At 39.7% G+C, this 15,585-nt stretch carries 20 protein-coding genes; 9 read left to right on the forward strand and 11 right to left on the reverse strand.

Annotation, left to right across the window (positions count from 1 at the left end; translation table 11 throughout):
- Nucleotides 1–69: 69 nt before the first annotated feature.
- The 4 genes from H3299_RS07455 to H3299_RS07470 all read right to left on the reverse strand — a co-directional run bounded on the left by H3299_RS07455 (nucleotide 70) and on the right by H3299_RS07470 (nucleotide 1,618).
- Nucleotides 70–354, reverse strand: coding sequence for a hypothetical protein (locus H3299_RS07455; RefSeq protein WP_182417073.1), 285 nt, complete (start codon nucleotides 352–354; stop codon nucleotides 70–72).
- An 83-nt stretch (nucleotides 355–437) separates the two neighbouring features.
- Nucleotides 438–776: a hypothetical protein gene (locus tag H3299_RS07460; RefSeq protein ID WP_182417074.1), complete on the reverse strand. Its 339-nt coding sequence runs from the start codon at nucleotides 774–776 to the stop codon at nucleotides 438–440.
- Nucleotides 777–868: 92 nt separating this feature from the next.
- Nucleotides 869–1,360 carry a hypothetical protein gene (locus tag H3299_RS07465; RefSeq protein ID WP_182417075.1) on the reverse strand — a complete coding sequence of 164 codons (492 nt, stop codon included), beginning with the start codon at nucleotides 1,358–1,360 and terminating at the stop codon, nucleotides 869–871.
- Nucleotides 1,361–1,471: 111 nt separating this feature from the next.
- Nucleotides 1,472–1,618 (reverse strand): hypothetical protein, encoded by a 147-nt coding sequence (locus H3299_RS07470; protein ID WP_182417076.1) that lies wholly within the window; start codon nucleotides 1,616–1,618, stop codon nucleotides 1,472–1,474.
- 199 nt (nucleotides 1,619–1,817) lie between these two features.
- Between H3299_RS07470 and H3299_RS07475 the strand changes: the two genes are divergently transcribed.
- On the forward strand, nucleotides 1,818–2,885 hold the full coding sequence (locus H3299_RS07475; RefSeq protein ID WP_182417077.1) for a DNA cytosine methyltransferase: 1,068 nt from the start codon (nucleotides 1,818–1,820) through the stop codon (nucleotides 2,883–2,885).
- Between the two features lie 12 nt (nucleotides 2,886–2,897).
- Here H3299_RS07475 and H3299_RS07480 read toward each other — a convergent pair whose 3' ends face one another.
- From H3299_RS07480 to H3299_RS07490, 3 genes are read right to left on the reverse strand one after another with little or no spacing between them, the layout of a single operon-like run.
- Nucleotides 2,898–3,638, reverse strand: a complete 741-nt coding sequence (locus tag H3299_RS07480) for an MAE_28990/MAE_18760 family HEPN-like nuclease (RefSeq protein WP_182417078.1) — start codon at nucleotides 3,636–3,638, stop codon at nucleotides 2,898–2,900.
- Nucleotides 3,631–4,710 (reverse strand): DUF262 domain-containing protein, encoded by a 1,080-nt coding sequence (locus H3299_RS07485; protein WP_210276087.1) that lies wholly within the window; start codon nucleotides 4,708–4,710, stop codon nucleotides 3,631–3,633. The genes H3299_RS07480 and H3299_RS07485 overlap by 8 nt, the downstream gene beginning before the upstream one ends.
- Before the next feature lie 46 nt (nucleotides 4,711–4,756).
- Nucleotides 4,757–5,479, reverse strand: coding sequence for an XRE family transcriptional regulator (locus H3299_RS07490; RefSeq protein WP_182417079.1), 723 nt, complete (start codon nucleotides 5,477–5,479; stop codon nucleotides 4,757–4,759).
- A gap of 88 nt (nucleotides 5,480–5,567) precedes the next feature.
- On the opposite strand from H3299_RS07490, the gene H3299_RS07495 reads away from it, so the two are divergent.
- From H3299_RS07495 to H3299_RS07520, 6 genes are all read left to right on the forward strand, one after another.
- Entirely contained in the window at nucleotides 5,568–5,837 is a 270-nt protein-coding gene (locus tag H3299_RS07495; protein ID WP_182417080.1) for a hypothetical protein, read from the forward strand.
- Nucleotides 5,838–6,104: 267 nt separating this feature from the next.
- On the forward strand, nucleotides 6,105–6,593 hold the full coding sequence (locus H3299_RS07500) for a phage regulatory CII family protein (protein ID WP_182417081.1): 489 nt from the start codon (nucleotides 6,105–6,107) through the stop codon (nucleotides 6,591–6,593).
- The gene (locus H3299_RS07505) at nucleotides 6,593–7,069 is read left to right on the forward strand and encodes a hypothetical protein (protein ID WP_182417082.1); all 477 of its coding nucleotides are present in this window, start codon (nucleotides 6,593–6,595) and stop codon (nucleotides 7,067–7,069) included. Before H3299_RS07500 ends, H3299_RS07505 begins: the two co-directional genes overlap by 1 nt.
- Nucleotides 7,066–7,386, forward strand: a complete 321-nt coding sequence (locus tag H3299_RS07510; RefSeq protein ID WP_182417083.1) for a hypothetical protein — start codon at nucleotides 7,066–7,068, stop codon at nucleotides 7,384–7,386. Before H3299_RS07505 ends, H3299_RS07510 begins: the two co-directional genes overlap by 4 nt.
- Complete coding sequence (locus H3299_RS07515; protein WP_182417084.1) at nucleotides 7,383–7,589, forward strand: hypothetical protein; 207 nt, start codon at nucleotides 7,383–7,385, stop codon at nucleotides 7,587–7,589. Before H3299_RS07510 ends, H3299_RS07515 begins: the two co-directional genes overlap by 4 nt.
- Nucleotide 7,590: 1 nt before the next feature.
- Entirely contained in the window at nucleotides 7,591–7,893 is a 303-nt protein-coding gene (locus H3299_RS07520; protein ID WP_182417085.1) for a dATP/dGTP diphosphohydrolase domain-containing protein, read from the forward strand.
- Nucleotides 7,894–7,925: 32 nt separating this feature from the next.
- On the opposite strand, the gene H3299_RS07525 is transcribed toward H3299_RS07520, so the two are convergent.
- A complete protein-coding gene (locus H3299_RS07525; RefSeq protein WP_182417086.1) occupies nucleotides 7,926–9,257 on the reverse strand; it encodes a hypothetical protein in 1,332 nt (443 codons plus the stop codon).
- 38 nt (nucleotides 9,258–9,295) lie between these two features.
- On the opposite strand from H3299_RS07525, the gene H3299_RS07530 reads away from it, so the two are divergent.
- Both H3299_RS07530 and H3299_RS07535 read left to right on the forward strand, forming a co-directional pair.
- Entirely contained in the window at nucleotides 9,296–9,679 is a 384-nt protein-coding gene (locus H3299_RS07530; RefSeq protein WP_182417087.1) for a primase-helicase zinc-binding domain-containing protein, read from the forward strand.
- The gene (locus H3299_RS07535) at nucleotides 9,645–11,276 is read left to right on the forward strand and encodes a leucine-rich repeat domain-containing protein (protein WP_182417088.1); all 1,632 of its coding nucleotides are present in this window, start codon (nucleotides 9,645–9,647) and stop codon (nucleotides 11,274–11,276) included. Before H3299_RS07530 ends, H3299_RS07535 begins: the two co-directional genes overlap by 35 nt.
- Nucleotides 11,277–11,316: 40 nt before the next feature.
- On the opposite strand, the gene H3299_RS07540 is transcribed toward H3299_RS07535, so the two are convergent.
- The 3 genes from H3299_RS07540 to H3299_RS07550 all read right to left on the reverse strand — a co-directional run bounded on the left by H3299_RS07540 (nucleotide 11,317) and on the right by H3299_RS07550 (nucleotide 15,299).
- The gene (locus tag H3299_RS07540; protein WP_182417089.1) at nucleotides 11,317–12,984 is read right to left on the reverse strand and encodes an ABC transporter ATP-binding protein; all 1,668 of its coding nucleotides are present in this window, start codon (nucleotides 12,982–12,984) and stop codon (nucleotides 11,317–11,319) included.
- A gap of 249 nt (nucleotides 12,985–13,233) precedes the next feature.
- On the reverse strand, nucleotides 13,234–13,866 hold the full coding sequence (locus H3299_RS07545; RefSeq protein WP_182417090.1) for an invasion associated locus B family protein: 633 nt from the start codon (nucleotides 13,864–13,866) through the stop codon (nucleotides 13,234–13,236).
- 323 nt (nucleotides 13,867–14,189) lie between these two features.
- Nucleotides 14,190–15,299 (reverse strand): branched-chain amino acid aminotransferase, encoded by a 1,110-nt coding sequence (locus H3299_RS07550; protein ID WP_182417091.1) that lies wholly within the window; start codon nucleotides 15,297–15,299, stop codon nucleotides 14,190–14,192.
- Nucleotides 15,300–15,585: the final 286 nt, after the last annotated feature.

Here is a 15,585-nt window from a genome sequence, read left to right on the forward strand (position 1 = left end):
ATTCTTGTGATGAAAGAAGCCGCACAGTGCCACCCGTTTTGGCGGCTTTTTTATAAGCTTTTGCTAGACTTAAATATAAGTCGGCTTGTACGACAAGGCTGCCTTCAAATTGCGCAGGATTAGCAATAAACTCAACTGCTTTTCCTTGGCTATCGAAACAACATAAACTCCTTTTTCTAACCCCTGCCCTTGCGTTGGCGCTTCTTTTATAAAGCCGCATTGCTCGGTAAAAATATTAAGGGCAAGGTTAAGCGCTTTTAACCATTCGTCATGGTCAAAAACATTGGCAAAACCTGCCTTTAAGCTTTCAACACCTGCTTTAATAGCTTTTTGGCGTGCTTCATCTTGGGTCATTGTAAAAACCTTATTAAAAGACAATAAAACTCCACTGCAAACGCTGCCGCGCTGCATGAAAAATACCTATTTCTGATGGGGCATTATTTTATAGGATAAAAGTTGGGAGCCATTTCATCCATTAGCTTACCTATATGATAAGCATCACGAATAACTTCCGTAAACTCAACAATATCAGAGTTGCCATTGCTTAAAAGCCCGGTAAGCGCGTGGCCGCTAAAATAGTCGCAACGAGTAAATGCTGATATTATTGGTCTTTCCGCCTCATTTAAAAATGGTAAAATGCTTTGCTTAATATATGTATCAATCACCGTTTCAAATGCTTGTCTAAGGTCAGCCTCACTAAACTCTGCATCAGTGTAGCCTCGCAATTTTTCAACGCCTGCATTAATGGCTTTTTGTCGTGCTTCATCTTGGGTCATTGTAAAAACCTTGTTAAAAGACAATAGAACTCCACTGCAAACGCTGCCGCGTTGCATGATGGTCTCTTAAAAAATGTGGGTTGGGTTATGGCTTAGTTGGCCAAAGGCGCTTTGGCTTTTCTACCTTCTTCTTCCGCTTCAATAATGCGGATAAAGGTAGCAATCGTCTCGTCTTTGCTCATATTAAGCGTATTACAAACCGCCATAAAGGTCATTGCTAATACTTGTTGTGCCAATTCGTCATTATCTATTGGTAAAATATCAACAATCTTAGCAACTGTTTCAATGGCTTGCGGTGCGATGGGTTTTTGCATGAGCCTACACTTTTGATAAAGCGGAATGGCCCGCAATTGCGCTTCGACTTGGCGGATAATGGCGGCGCGGCTTGCTTGGCCAATGTTAACCGCCGCTAAATATTGCGCAAGCATAGCAATGCAGCGCTCACGCACGGAGTGCCATGGGGGCAGCTTAAAAGCAGCGACACAAGCGCAATAATCGCGCCAAAACTTGCCTAGCTTGTCATTATTGATGATATTATCAAATTGCGGTGGGGTGGCTTCACTTGCCGCAATGATAAGCGGCACTTGCGGCAAGCTCTATTTGGGTTTGCATACTGCTTTAACTGCAAAACTTTGGGCAAGGCTTGCGGCTTTATCGCTATGGGCGGCAATTTCATCATCAGCAAAGCCAGCATTTTATAAATCAGCAAAATCAACATTGCCCTTAGAAGCCGCAATATCTTGCATGGCATGCATCATAGCATGGCAGCGTGTGGGAATTAGGTTGTGTGTAAAATTGGTTGATGCAGCAGCACTGCGCTGCAAGGTCATGGAATGTGGCATAATACCCTCCTAATCATAATGATTAAGAGCAATATAACGCGGTTAATTACCCTCGTCAATCTAAATCAGTATAATTAACCGCATTCTAACGAAATTTTTTAAATATATAAACTTTACCATTTCCTTTTTTTTAACCACTGTTAAATATGAGGTTTCAGTGTTACATACTGGTCGGCTTTATGTTAAAGGAATTTAAATAGTGACTAACCACTTTATAAAGAGTGACGAATGTTTAGCAATTAATGTTATAGACTTGTTCTGTGGAGCTGGCGGATTAACGCATGGACTAGAACAAGCAGGACTTAATGTTAAAGTAGGAGTAGATATTGATCCTTCATGCAAAACACCACTTGAAGCTAACAACAACGCAGCATTTATATGCCGAGACATACGAACTATTACTAGATCTGAATTGGTTGAATGGTTCGGAACAAATGGTATTAATGTTTTAGCCGGCTGTGCACCATGTCAGCCATTTTCTACTTATTCCAACACACGTAAATCTTTAGATGAGCGATGGTCTTTGCTAAAAGAATTCGAACGCTTAGTACTTGCAACGAAACCAAACGTGTTAACCATGGAAAATGTCCCAGGTTTAGCACGTCAGCCAGTTTGGAAGGAATTTGTAAATAAATTAAAAGACAATAATTACTGCGTTAGCTGGTCAATAGTTGATTGCATCAAATTTGGTATCCCGCAAACTCGACGACGCTTAGTGTTACTTGCATCAAGTCTCGGTCCAATTGAACTCAATCAACCTAAAGATACAGCTATTAAGACCGTTAGAGATACTATATCGCTCCTACCTAAAATACCAGCAGGCAATACAAGTGATAAAATAGACTTACATATATCAGCCAAACTATCACCTTTAAATCTCAAAAGAATAAAAGCATCAAAGCCGGGTGGCACATGGCGTGATTGGCCAATTGAAATACAAGCAAAATGCCATCAAAAAATTACGGGGAAAACATACCCATCCGTTTACGGAAGAATGGAGTGGGATAAACCATCACCAACATTAACAACACAATGCTTTGGCTACGGCAACGGACGCTTCGGTCACCCTGAACAAGATCGCGCCATCTCTTTACGAGAAGCGTCAATGTTACAATCATTTCCTCCCAATTATATATTTAATAGTTTGACCAATAAATTAAGCTTCAATAAAATCGGCATGCTCATAGGAAACGCTGTCCCTCCCCTACTTGCGCTACACATAGGGAAAACAATCAAAACGCATATAGAAAAATATTACACAACTTAAACAATACAAATTTTAAGGATCCTCTTTCAAATATTTTTTTGAATCGATATACTGACCAAAGTTCGAAACCACACTTTCAAGATACTTAAACACTACCCAACAAAAGGAAACTAAATCACGATAAACTACGCTGGCTGCACACTGCGCAAAAGAGATATCACCATGTGCAAGTTTGTTTCTTAGATCAACGACCATACCTAAAACACCTTTATCATCCTTAATATGTCGGTTAATAGCCCGCAACGTGCGACGAGGAATTCGTAACTCTAATCCTATCTTTTCACAATAAGACTTAATCTCTGTATGTCTCCATTTACCTCCGCCACCTTTAGAAATTTCCCACTCAGTAATATCACTACCGTTAGAAACTATATCAAAGAGATTTCTAACTTTTTTTGCTCGTGCTTTTTCATTAATTTCTTTAGTCACACCTGCTGTATCGTTTATCCACATGTCTAGCAGCTTTGGAGATAAATTAATCGGAAACTTGGCATGGTGCTTACAGGCCAATAGCAACTCTGCTATACATTGATTAACTGTTCCTTCAACTAAATTATACAACATTAAATAAATGCTTGAATACAAAATTTTCTGTTGCACCGCATTAATTTGATAACTAGGTGGCGTTGATAATTTAGCCGACAATATTGCTCTTCCGCTACTTGCTATACATTTATCAATATTTTTTAAAAGCTTTAAAACATTTAATATTTCTGATTTTCTTTCTCTGTAATTTTTCATCAACTCAGTCATTGGCAACCTGCAATAAACAAGATGCGACAAAATTGATACGATTTTCTATTTTGCTTTTTACGTTTGCCGAACCAGAAGAGACCAAATCAATAAACTCATTACAGTTAAGCCAACTAACATCAATAGCTGTTGATTTTAAAAGTAATGGATTTTTTCTTATTGCCAAATCAACTCCTATTGCAATTGCTTCAAATCTAACTTGGGGGGTCGCTTTTGCTTTTGTTGATTTCGTAAAACCATTTGGGAAATGAAGATCAACAAACTTCAACATATTTTTAAAGCGCTCTTCATAGTCTTTTAAAAGCATTTGGGATTTTTGCACTTGCTGATTCATTTTTTTTACATATGAGAATAAAAAATTTTTAGGACTATCTTTGTAAGTATCTAAGCCGTCACCATATGCAAAAAAACGGGTAACCATATCATCATGCGTGCGTAAGTTTTTCGATACCTGTGATATCGGTGCAAGTTTAGATAGAAGATCCTCCTGAGCTAACTTTTCAATCAAGTTTTGGAACTCTCCACGCAATGCTCCACGCCTAACTTCAACAGGTTTAGCTGTAAGACTACCAGTATTAATTCTTTCGAACATATCAAATCTAACAGCCTCATCTGCATTTTCACCTAAAACAGCACCTCTAATTGGGATATTTAAGATTTTTAATTGCCTTGATCTTGGTAGATCTTCAAACTTTGTGCCTATCAGCGAAGGTATTTTATCAAGATTAACCAATGTCAAATTATTAGTTACATATTGCTCAATAGTGCGTAGACGTTGAGAACCATCAATGACCTCCAACTCCCCTTTAGGTGTCTCCCAAAAGAATAGAAACGGCACCGGAAGCCCCATAATTAAAGATTCAAGAAATCGAGATTTCCGATCATCATCCCAAGTAAAATTTCGCTGATAATCAGGAATATAAAACTCTTGTCTTTCCATTTTTAACGAAATAATTTCAAGATTATATTCGGTCATAAAAAAGTTCACTTCCTTTTTTATAGCCAGAATCTCCTTTTCAGCTTGCTCGACTTGCTGCACTTTAGTAATTGTTGAGGCAATCATGATTTTCATTTACTCCAAAAATGTTGATGTTTTTGAAAGAGTGCACTTATGCGGTTTAAACTCCTAACAAATCATTCAAACTTAAAATGCGATGAATAGCAATTACGTTTTCCTCGTCAAAATTAAGAATATTCTGCGGATTTAGCTTTTCAATTTCAATTTTTGAACCGCTGCGCTTATGCAATATGCCAATAATTGCCTCTTGATAGTCTGCTTCCCCGCGTTTGAATTGCACCACAACTGAATCACCAATGCGTGCTGGACGGTATGGGTGGGCAATAATGAGATCGCCTGCATAATAGCGCGGCTCCATTGAATCACCCTCAACATAAACGGCATAAGCATCTTTAACAGCCTCCACCCCCGGAGGACGGCGGACATATTCAATAATATTGGCTTCAAGAGACAAAACACCATTTGTGTGGCTTCCCGCTGCTGTACCAAGCACCGGCAAATCCTTATGCATGTTAGTTTGGCTTGGAACTGGCATATTTACAGGCGTAACTTCATGCACTGTTTTTGTTGCTTTTCTATTAGTAGCAGCACTTTCCTTGGGTGAGACATTCACCACTTCCCCAACGCCATGCATTAACCACTCAGGTGAAGTTTCAAGCGCTGTTGCAAGCTTCGCCAATGTCTTAACTGTTGGTGAAGACTGTTGACGAAACAAGGTGCGCAAATAATCGCGCGTGAGCCCCGCCTTTTTTGAAGCTCCTTCAGGACTAAGGTCAAGCGCTGCAAGTCTTTGATTTATACGGTCAAAAATTGATTCTGTCATAATGCGGATTATCTCCCGCTTTTAAAAAAAGATAAACGAGGTTAAAAACATGATTGACAAAGTGGTTAATTAACCGCATATTTGAATTATGAATTTACACGAGCAACTCATCACTGTTTCTGATCTTTACGGCCAGGCGCGTGGCATTGGTCGCATGCGTGTATCAACGATCGTGCTTAACCAAGGTTCCAAATTAGATGCAATTGCTTGCGGTAAATCTGATGTAACCACCAAGACTTTTGAAAAAGCCATGGTGTTTTATTCACAAAACTGGCCGGACGGGGTTGTTTGGCCAATAGGTATTTTGCGCCCTACTACAAATAGCAGCGTGCAAACTGCCAATGTGGAAAAGGTTTAAGGATTTGGAGCACCACGAAGATTTTGCGCTTTTGACAACCCCCTCGCCCAAAAGCGCAAGATTTGAAGCCTGCAAATTGCGTAACAGCATTTTTGTAAACAGTGGTTTTAAAATTTGTTTCATCAAATGTGCCTTTCGCCTTTGGTGCGGTTTTAAGTGTTTTTGGTAGCGCTATTAAAACCATAAAAAATCTATTCCCACTATGGGAAAATTTTGCGGAATTTCCCGCCACGGGAAAGCTTTGCTTAAATTAAGGGGTTGTTTAAAATGGCAATGATTAACGAGGCTTGGTTTCACCGCTTAAAGGCGGCGCAGCGCGATTTAATCAAGACATGCGGCGGCATTGAGCGCTGCGTTGAGATTACCTCACTTTCTAAAAGTCAGGTTGGCCGTTGGAACAATGCCACCGACCCCGATTTAATGCCCACCAATGCAATTTATATGCTGGAAAATGAATGCGGCTTGCCACTTGTGACCACTGCTCTTGCTGCGCTTACCGGCTATCGTCTTATTGCCCCGGATGAAGAGGGTAAAAGCATGGGCTCGGTTTTAGCCAAGTTTTCAGACCTTGTGGCAGCATCGGGTGATGTGATGGCAACAGGCAGCCGCGCCTTTGCGGATGGTAAGCTAACCCCTGCCGAGGCTGCCGACATTGACCGCGCATGCAGTGCCATGGAAATTAAAATGCTTGAGCTGCGCCGGCAATTGTCACGCGCCAAGGTTTCCACACTGCATGTGGTTGGTGGAGATTACTAATGAGCAGCACCGCCCCTTTAAATGCCTTTTGGACAAAAGAGCGCTTGGAAAAGGCTGCTTTTATGTGGAAGCGCGGCAAAAGCGGCGGTGAGATTGCACATGCCTTGGGCTGCAAGCCACAGCGCGTCCATGAAGCGATTTATAACCATTATCCGCAGCATTTCCCGCGCCGTGTCAAATCACAAATATTGCTTAATTTGCAAAAGCAGCGTGAAGGCACATGTGAGCAGCCCAATAAACCCAACTTGGGCGTCAACTTTAAACAATTACAGCAAATACCCTTCATTGTGGTGCCAATGAGTTATGAGCGCGCCTTGCGTGAAGACCGCTGTTTGTTTTTTGCAGCAAGCCCGATGAGTGAGGCAGGGCCATTAATGCCTGTTTGTGGTTGCAAACGCGCTAGCAAACATGGCCGCCACTACTGCACCCACCATTTACGCGCGAGCCTTAGCCAAAATGAAAATGAGGGCGAATGATGATGTGTACACTTACCCACCATAGCAAGCAAGTTAATGCACCAAGTTTAAGCACGCAGCGCGCCCAATTGATTGATTGGGGTGTTTTTGGCCTGATGATGGAGCGGCGGCGCGTTTTTGTAAAGCTAAGCCAACAACAGCTTGCGCAAAAAATTGGCTTGCCGGTACCGAGTATCATTGCGGCGGAACAAGGTGCGCCCTTATGCACCAAAAGCTTTTTAAAATTATGCGCTTGGTATGGCATAGAACCAAAGATGTTTTACGCCGCTGCGCTGCAAACAAAACGCGCCAAATTCATGCAAAGCGAGGCCGTATGATGCCGCCCTTTGGATTTGAAAATTGCGTTGATGTAAAGCAGCTGCGCTTTATGCCGCTGGTGGAGCAAAAGCAGGGCATTTTGCTGCTGCAACAAATGGGCTTTAACAAGCGCAAAATCATGCAAATGACATGGCTATATAGCGAAGAATATGATGCCGCGCTAAAAACCCCGCCTTTTGCCCTTAGCTATAGGGATTATTAAGATGATAGAAACGCAAGCCAATAGTGCAACAAAGCATGATAGCGGCAAACCACGCCTTGACCTATTGCCAGTGGAGCCTTTGCTGCAAATAGCAAAGGTTTTAGCCTTTGGTGCGCAAAAATACGGCGACCATAATGGGCGCAGCCAAACAGATGGTGGGTTTGTGTGGGGGCGGCTTTACGCTGCCACCCTGCGGCATCTATTTGCCTTTTGGAATGGTGAGGATTTGGACGCGGAGTCCGGCTTGCCCCACCTTGCCCACGCCGCCTGCAATATCATCTTTGTGAAAAAGGAGGGCGTGTGATGGTGGGGTTAAAGAATATTTTCTTGATTTACTCAAAGAAAAGAGGAGGAGGATTGGCTCAGAGGAATAATTCCATTGTTTTCGCAAAACTTAATTTTCCCAATGCCTATCATATCACTGTCATCATAATAACAATCAGTAAACAGATGGATCACATCAGAAGGGTGAGAACCATAACTAAAGTAGGATTGGTCTGTAACATTTACAAAAGTGCAATCCAAAAAATGAGACTGTCCAAGGGACTTGGCCCATGCAGTCGAAGAACCGTCTTTAATTTTTTTAGTCTTAAAGCGAATCGCGCTGTCTATTTTACAGTTAAGGAAGGTACAAGTTTCGATGTAAAAGGAAGGAAAGTCATTAAAATCAATATCTTGAAAGCTAAAATTTTTATAATTTATTTCCTCAAGATTTGGCCAATATGTATCCTCTTTTTGCTTGGAATATCCTGTAAGTTCCACACCATAAACAGATGTTTTTATATCATTCACGCTGGAATATTTCTGAAGAATATCCATCGCATAAAAAAACCATGTGTAACTGACATCATGAATATCAATTCCTTCATTATTTTCTCTGCTAAAAGCAATAATGGAGGATTTAATTATATCAATCGCTTGTTTAACAAAACTACTTTTGCCGCCAATAATATTATCCAAGCAAGCAAGACCAGCCATTTTTTCAGCTTCTGTCGTGTCTTTACCCAGAAATTTTGTACCATCAACCAGCAATTTTGCAATGTTATTGTTTTGCGTTTCTATGAGGTTTTCGGTCGCCAACTCAAATTGTTTATTCGCCAATTCAAATTGACGGTTACCCAAAATAATTTGATCTGCCGCGATTTTTGCTTGTTTGCTTTGTGCTTTTTCTTGGAGAGAGTGCAGCGCGCCGCGCCACACCGCAATCATAAGTGTACACAGAGCCAAAATGGCAATACAGACTTTAACAGCACTATCATATTTGAGTTCACTCAGCTTAAAACCGAAATGATACAAAGCCAATTCCGAAAGCGTGTTATAGTAGTGAAGCACAGTATAAAGTACTATCAAATAGCACAAAACAATAAATACGCCAAAGCTAAATGCGCGAAAACTACCAAGCCCCTCTTTATTTTTGGTCTTGAACCTTTGCAGCTTTGGATAAACATATCTGCTTATGTGATAACCTGCAAAAATATAAACTCCTGCAAGCATGACGATCAGAAAAAAGCCCCATGGACCAATACTCGTTGCCCAACCGTAAAACGGCAACAATATACTAATGTAAAAAATACCACTTCCGATAAGTATCGCCATGAAGGTAGCAAATCCACTAAGTATAGCCTTTCTATTTTGCTTCGTGGCTTTAAGTATTTCGTTATCTCTCATGCTTTTCCCTCGCGTTTCACACAAGGGAGATAGTTAGCATGAGTGGTTCAATAGTCAATCTTTTTATTGATGAAGCGGGTAGCATAAAAATTGCCAATTGTGTGGCTGATCTTGGCTTGCCAACAGTTTCCCACAATGGTGAATATGCTGGCCCATGCCCGCAATGTGGTGGCAAGGATCGCTTTTCTTACAATATCCGCAAAGATGTTTGGAATTGCCGTGGCTGCTCCAAAGGTGGGCATAGTGCTTTATCACTTACTGCCCATGTTTTGGGGCTTGATTTGCATGTGCGGGCGGATTTAATTAAAGCTGCTGAAACCGTGCTTGGCCGCGCTGCGCCGAAAAATGAAGTTAGCGAGGAAGAGCGTTTAAAAGCCAAATGGCTTTTTGAGCAAAGGAAAAAAAGGCAAAGCACCGCTTGACGACAAAAAAGGCAAAATTACGCTTAATCTTCTTGAGCCGCAAAATAGCGAAGAAAGCGTCTATATTGGTGAAGGGCTTTACAGTTATCTCAAGCAAAAGCGCGGTGATCGAAAAGTTACCTTTGCGGGCTTGCCCTATTGGGCTTCGCGTCAAAACATTGAAAAATGTGGTCGTGACGAACCTAACTTTCATGAAGGATTGATGGGTTATGATGGCGTGATTATGGAAGACATTTCATGTGTTAATATTTCAGCACAAAACGCAAAAGGTAAAACTGATCTAACACCACTTACCCAATTTGATTCCATCGATAAAATCATTTTACCAAGGCTTCAATTTGCCCATATTGAAGCCTTATCTCAGTTAAAAGATTTACGCCTGCTTGACCTTTCTAAAACTGACATTGCGGATATAAGTCCTTTTGCTGCACTCCCCAAGTTACGTGGTATATTTTTAAGTGAAACCAATATTAGCGACTTAACCCCGCTTAGGCAAAATCAAGCTTTACGCACCGCTTTTCAAAAGGCGCTTTTTTATGATGATGCACCACAAGTTGGTTATCCTGCTTATGCAAGTTGGATCGATATATCGCGCACAAAAGTTAAATCCCTTGAAGGATTAGAAAATCTTACTGCATTAGAGAGAATTGATCTTGAAGAGTTGGAATTACAAAATCTTGCGCCTCTTCAAGGTGCGACAAGCCTAATAGAGCTCAATTTGCACAAAGCTAAAATAGGCTATGATTTTACCCCACTCAGTGCAATATCAAAGCTTAGAATTCTCAATCTAAACCATAGCGATGTGACAGATATCTCATCGCTTGCTCATCATCCATCTCTTTATAAATTGAGCTTAATTGGTACTAAAGTTCAAGATTTAAGCATAATTTCAACTTTAAAGCAGCTTGATTTTCTTGATGTGCGTGGCATTGAAAATATTGATTTTAGCAAGTTTGTCGCTCCGCCTAATCTAAGCCGTCTTTATATTGGCAAAATACCAAACCAAAAAAATGAAGAATTAAGCTATTATATCCACATGCCAATAAATATAGAGGGGGAATATTATGAAGGCAGTGAGCTTGTAGATTTTCTGGTGAGCAAAGGCGCACCCGGACCTATTATAAATGGTAAACCAATCGCACTTGATAGCGTAACCCTCACCCTTCGCAACCTTGATCTTGGTGATATCTATGAAATTAGTCGATTAAAAAAATTAGAGCATCTTGATCTTACGCAAAGCCATATCAAAGACCTAGCATTTCTACCACTTTTGAAAAGGCTGAAAACCCTTAACCTTAAACAAGCAATAGTAGATAATCCCTCACCGCCTACTCCTTATAGTCACGTTCATGAAATTGATATAACCGGCGCTAAAATCAATGATTACCAAAGCTTTTTCCAATCTTTGCCTTCTTTAAAAACCCTAAAAATTGGGCGAGCGGAGGATGTAGATCTAAGCTCGCTTCGTCAAGATAATGAAATTGAAACCTTGGTTATGACCGAAAATGGCAAAGAGGTGATTTTACAGGGTAAAGATGCTATAAAAGTTTATTTGAATAAAACCTATCCCCCCACACCATCCACAAAGGCAGATTAACCACCAACGAGATAGCACGACAATTTTAAGTACAACCAAATTATTGCGAGATAAACTGACCATCTATCAGCTGATATATTTTGCTGCTATAATCTAGTAATTGCACCCTATGGCTAATACTAATAATGATTTTATCAGCAAAGGCTTTATATATTTGGTCGTAAACTAATTTTTCAGTTGAAATATCCAAGCCTGAAGTCACTTCATCTAATATAATGACATCAGGATTACTCAAAAATAACCGCGCAATAGCCAAACGTTGTTTTTGGCCGCCAGATAATAAATTGCCATGGTGGCCAAGCAGTGTATCCATACCATCTGGTAGGGCGCAAAGTTCATCATAAAGCCCAACCGCTTTTACTGCATTTTCCATTTCTAAAATAGTTGCATTGGCATTGGCAAGTTGCAAATTAAAATAACTGCTAGCATTTAAAATATAGCTATGCTGGGTAATGACACAGATCTTATCACGCAAATTAATGGCGGCTAAATCCAATGCATCTACATTAGACAAAAATAATGTTTGCGGCTTTGCAACATCAAGGTCGTATAAAATTTTTGCAAAAGTAGATTTACCAAGGCCACTTTTACCAATAAGTGCAATTTTATCCCCTGTCGCAATATCAAGGGACATATTTTTAAAAATTAAATTATCAGAATCTTTATAGGCATAAGAAAAATCAATAAAACGGATATTGTCAATGGTCTTCAGCATCCTGCCTTTTTGAGGCTCTTCTCCATTAAAATCAACTTCTTTGATGAAGTACAGCACTGCTGAAAATGATTGTCTAAGCGCAGTATAAACACCGCCAATTTGTTCAATTGGCATTATCAGCATCATGAGATAACCATTCATCATAATGAAATACTCAATACCTTGTGGCCTAAAAACCACTTCGCTATAGCTGTAAAATAAAACAATATTACCAATTAAAAAACCCAAAAGATAATTGATAAAACTTAAACCTATGTAACACTTAAAATAGGGCTTTTGAACTTTAAGGTCATCGGCAAGCTTAGATTTAAAAGCATCAGATAGAATTTTAAGCGTGTTAAACCTCACGGCTACATTAATATTATTTAAAAAATCCTCTAGCAAATCATAAACCGAGCGGCCAGATTCCATCAATTCAAGCTTATATTTCACAAAGAGCCGAGAAAAATAAAGTTGAATAAACATATATAAAGCAAGGTAAATATAAATGGCGATTAAAAATAAATATTGCTGTAAAAGCAAAAGGATAGCAGTGGAAAATACAAACTGGCAAAACGGAATCAATATTTGTGAGGTAAGGTGATTATAAATAATATATATTTCATTATTCACTTGGTTTATATGGCTCGCCACTCGTGCCGGTGTTTTATATAAAGTTACGTCATCACTATATTTTTTAAAATAATTTAAATAGGTATCGGTAACAAAGCCATAGGTTTCAGCTCTAATCTTTGCATTAAGATACGTAATTAATGGGCTCATTAAGCGAGCAAGCCCAATAATTCCAACAAAAGCAATAATTTGGACGAAAATTATTGAAGAATGGCTGTTAACAGTGAATGTTTTCAAATTTTTTATAATGTTTGCAAGCAATATAGGCGCATAAGATGAAAGCAATGCGACGAAAATCGAAATTACAAAAATTATTGTTAAGTAGTGAAGGCCTTTAGAACCAAAGGATTTTAACAATAAGCGAATTAGATTTTTATTCATTTTCAAACATCGCTTCCTTCTACATTTATTTGGGATTAATCCCATGGCTCACCGCTATGCGGTATACTCCAAGATCATAAATTTAAGGGATGCTTACCATATTGCATAGCAAGGATTTTGCAACAGTGACTTAGCGTGTAAAAAAACAAAAGACCATAAAAAAGGAAGACAAAATACCATGCCTTCCTTTTATTTAACACATAAGGCAATCAATGATTGGTAATTCCAAGCAAAGATTACACCATAATATTATTGAGCGTTTTTAGCCTTTTCTTGTGCTTCACGCATCTTATCATCTTCCTCTTGCTGCTTGTCTTGAATTGCCTTTTGCAATTTTTCTTGTTCAGCTTGGAAGTCTTGTTCACGCATACCAGGACCGTCGAAGACTTTAGCAAAACCAGCTAAAGACACTTCTAAAGGATTTGGTGCTCCTTGAAAGTTAACTGACGTCACAACAAGCTTGGTACCTTTTTTTAGTTGGGCAACAAGTTCATCGCTTAAACTATCATTAGCGATACATGTTGGACCATTACAAATCATGTAAGGAATGGTCTTTTCAGCATTACCATCAACTTTGACGGTAATTCCGGCAGGAATAAGACGACCGGTTGGCACCTGAATACCAATGCGTTTTTGGCTCTTGCCACCTTCCTTAACTTCGATAAGATTGATCATTGTTAAATATTGGCCTGTTTCAGACACAATATTATTCATAGTGTTGCAAACACTAACTTTCTTTTTTTCAGCATTTTGCTGTTCGCTGCAAACCTTGTTCCAGCCATCCATCGCACTTTGTGCCGATGCGGGAACCACGAAAGCGGCAAGCAAGGCAGCAGCGCTGGCAAACAACGACAAAGTGGTAAGGGTTTTTGCTATCGGCATAATAAAATATATCCTTTCAACATTTGATATTTTATGGTCGAAACCATATCGAGAAATTCCTGCAATCGAATTAGGGCAATAACATGACCGGCCCAATCATCCAAGGCAATACAACAAATTAAAGACGTTTTTTTTAAATTATATTCAAGCAAGGCATATATCAACAACAATATTATATGCTGCGCTTACTTCAATAAATAATTGAAAAGAAAACAGAAAATCATAAAATTCTCAGCAATAGCCAACAGAGCGATCACTGAGAATTAAATAGAGTGCGCATCTAAAAACTAAAACCGTGTTTTTAAATTAAACTCTAGCACCAATTAAGCTACAATTTTAACCCAATTATGCGGATCAGCCTTTTCGCCGCGCTGAATATGCACCAATTGATTGCGCAAGGCACGGGTAACCTCTCCCGTCTCATTATTATTGACAACAAACTCACCACCTTCATAACGAATTGTGCCAATCGCCGTAATAACCGCCGCTGTACCGCAAGCAAAAACCTCTTTTAACTTGCCACTTGCCGCGTCATTCTTCCATTCATCAAAAGAATAAAGACGCTCTTCAACCTTAAATCCATTATCATGAGCAAGCTGGATAAGCGATGCACGGGTAATTCCTGGCAAAATAGTACCCGTAAGTGGCGGCGTCACCAATACATTACCTTCATGAACAAAAAAGATATTCATGCCGCCAAGTTCTTCAACCCAGCAATGTTCAGCCGCATCTAAAAACACTACTTGGTCGCAGCCTTTGTCATAAGCTTTTGCTTGTGCTGCAAGGCTAGCGGCATAGTTTCCACCGCATTTTACCGCGCCAGTGCCGCCACGCGAAGCGCGGGTCAATGTTTCTTCTACCCAAACGCTAACTGGCTTACCCTCACCTTTAAAATATGCACCAACTGGCGACGCAATAACGCAAAAAATAAAACTATGTGCGGGACGTACCCCAAGGAAACTCTCATTTGCAAACATGAAGGGACGCAAATAAAGGCTGCCATCTTCTTCTGTTGGTATCCAATCCTTATCAATTTTGACAAGCTGCTCAACAGCTTCAAGAAAAATATTTTCAGGTAAAGCAGGCATCCCCATCCGAATGGCAGATTTTTCCATACGCTGTGCATTTTGATCTGGCCGAAATAATGTAACCTTGGCATTATTACCATCAGTATTGCGATAAGCCTTCATGCCTTCAAAAATTTCTTGGGCATAATGTAATACGGCACCTGCAGGATCCATTTCAAAGGGCTTACGCGCGCAAATTCGTGCATTATGCCAACCCTTTTCATTGCTCCATTCCACCACAGCCATGTGATCTGAGAACACTTTGCCAAAACCTGGATTCTTTAAAACTTCTTCACGTTCAGAAACTCCAACTGGATTTTCATTGGGAAGAATCTGAAATGTAAGATCCGAAGACGCCGTAGCCATTTTTAAATACCTTATCAAGATGACGTAAATTAATTGATACAATGATCATTAAACTTTATGCCGCGATATTTCTGATTTTTCAATATAATTTTGTAAATAGGTCAGCATTTCAGACCAATTTCAAAAAAAATTGAATATTTTATAAAAAAAAGTTGGAACTTTATTCTGTCTCAAGCATTTTACCTGCAACAAGACGAATGAAATGAAAGATTGCAAATCGTTTGGTTGATGTTTTCAACGATAACCAAACAAAAAATGCTTAAATAAAAGACTACCCCCCCTTTTT

The organism is Bartonella sp. HY038, assembly GCF_014117425.1.
Lineage (GTDB): Bacteria > Pseudomonadota > Alphaproteobacteria > Rhizobiales > Rhizobiaceae > HY038.